General features: G+C 65.8%; 2 protein-coding genes and 1 other annotated feature. Of the genes, one reads left to right on the top strand and one right to left on the bottom strand.

All coding sequences use genetic code 11. The annotated features are described in order from the left end of the window. The coding region (locus tag WAW85_RS09710; RefSeq protein ID WP_422559410.1) for a hypothetical protein at window positions 1–306 on the top strand (306 nt) is incomplete at its 5' end. A 162-nt stretch (window positions 307–468) separates the two neighbouring features. On the opposite strand, the gene WAW85_RS09705 is transcribed toward WAW85_RS09710, so the two are convergent. After that, window positions 469–1775, bottom strand: a protein-coding gene (locus WAW85_RS09705; RefSeq protein ID WP_422559409.1) for an IS3 family transposase whose coding sequence is annotated in 2 segments (ribosomal slippage) — window positions 469–1478 and window positions 1478–1775 — 1308 coding nt in all. Because the reading frame shifts where the segments join, the coding sequence is not laid out codon by codon here. Next, window positions 1357–1485 (bottom strand) — a sequence feature (AL1L pseudoknot). (Overlaps the previous gene by 129 nt.) Window positions 1776–1998: the final 223 nt, after the last annotated feature.

Here is a 1998-nt window from a genome sequence, read left to right as displayed (position 1 = left end):
GACCTCGACATGGGAGGAATCGCCAGGGCCTACACCGAACTCGCTGACGTCGGTTTGCTCCCAGTGGCGCACTGCACCGGGGGCACGGTTCTTGCGGCTGACCTGGAGAATGGCAGCATTTGGTTCTACGAGCCTGAATACGAGGTTGACGACCCGGACGCGTTGACCAGAGTGGCCAATGACTGGGATTCGTTGCTCACCCTGACGTTTGACCGGCCGCCGCTCACGATTAGGCCAGAGCCCGACGGTCCGGTGTGGGTCAACCCCGAATTCCTGCGGAAGATCCAGAGCGGCGAGATCGAGTAGCCCACTCAATCCGACACCACTTCGAGGCTCCACGGGGGGAACCGCATGACATCACAACGGGTCTACCGAGCCCGGCTCGCGGAGGGCTATCGGTGGATCAGGACCCTCGACCTGTCAGACCGGCGGCGCATCGTCGGTCTTGGGGTTTGAACCGCGCCGGGTTCAGTGGAGGGTCAGGCGTTCTTCCTCGACGGTTGTCGGGGAAGGGTTGTGGGCAGCGTAGTGGGCGTTCTCGAACTCGAGGGGTGGGACGTCGTGGCACCAACCGTGGAGGCGGTGCTGGTTGTACCAGTCGACCCATTTGAGGACTTCGAACTCGACGTGGTCGAGGGTGCGCCAGGGGCCGAGGCGTCGGATGACTTCGGTTTTGAAGAGTCGGTTGAGGGCCTCGGCGGCGGCGTTGTCGTAGGAGTCGCCTTTGGAGCCGACAGAGGCGGTGATGCCGAGTTCTTCGAGACGCTCGGTGTATCGGATGGACAGGTATTGCACGCCTCGATCGCTGTGATGGACCAGCCCGGCCAGGTCGCTGCCTTCCTGGTGCCGGGTCCAGATGGCGTGCTCGAGGGCATCGAGGGCGAGATCGGTGCGCAGCGACGAGGACACCCGCCAGCCGACGATCCGCCGGGAGAACAGGTCCAGGACGAACGCGACGTACACGAACCCGACCCAGGTCGGGACGTAGGTGAGGTCGGCGACCCAGCGGGTGTCCGGTGCCGGCGCGGAGAAGTCCCGGTCGAGGGCGTCCTCGGGTCGATGGTGGGTCGCGGGGATCGTGGTGCGTGGCTTCTTGTGGTCCCCGGCGACCGCGCCACGCAGCCCAAGGGCCCGCATCCGGCGGGCCACGGTGCACCGCGGCACCGGCGGGTAGGTCCTCCCTGTCGGCTGGCCGGTCTCGTCGAGGACGTGTTGCCGGTTGAGTGCCTTCCACATCTTCCGGACACCGTACACCCGGTAGTTCGCCTCGAACACGACCATGATCCGCTCGTCGAGGTCGGCGTCGGCGACCGCTCGTGCGCAGGGTGGTCGGGCCTTGGCCGCGTAGTAGGTGCTCGGGGCGATCTTCGCATCGGCCTCGGTGAGGACGGTGCAGATCGGCTCGACCCCGAACAGGTCCCGGTGGGCGTCGATGTAGGCGATCAGCGTGGCAAGGGGCGGTCGAGCTCCGCCGCGAAAAAAGCCGACGCGCTGCGCAGGATCGCGTTCGCCCGACGTAGCTCCCGATTCTCCTTCTCCAACTCAGCGACCCGGGCGACCGGATCGTCAGTGATCACCACTGCACGCGGAGACCGAGCGCCGGCGACGCCACTACGGAACCAGTTCCGCAACGTCGCTCCCGGGATCCCCAGCTTCTCCCCGACCTGGGCACAAGCACGCTTATGCGCCAACCCAGGGGACTCAACCAACGTCGCCTCGACCATCCGAACGGCACGCTCACGCAACTCGTCGCTGTACTTCCTTGGTGCAGGCATAACTCCAGCCTCCCTGAAGAGGTCAAGACTCTCCACCAAAAAGGGACTGTCGCGATAACGGTGTAAGAGGCCTGATCGCCCCGGAGGGGCAGGAGGGTCGTTATGACTGAGAGCACGACACTGGTGGCTGTGAGTCCACCAACGGCACGATCCGGCGAGCAGCCGGAGAACCCGCCGGAGTTGACGGCGGCTGAGCAGGACGCGGTCCGGGAGCTGGTGCGCC

The sequence above is a fragment of the Gordonia sp. (in: high G+C Gram-positive bacteria) genome (genome assembly GCF_049299075.1).
In the GTDB taxonomy this organism is placed as follows: domain Bacteria; phylum Actinomycetota; class Actinomycetes; order Mycobacteriales; family Mycobacteriaceae; genus Gordonia.
The sequence above is the reverse complement of the archived record's forward strand: the minus strand, read 5'-3'. Positions and strand labels throughout refer to the sequence as shown.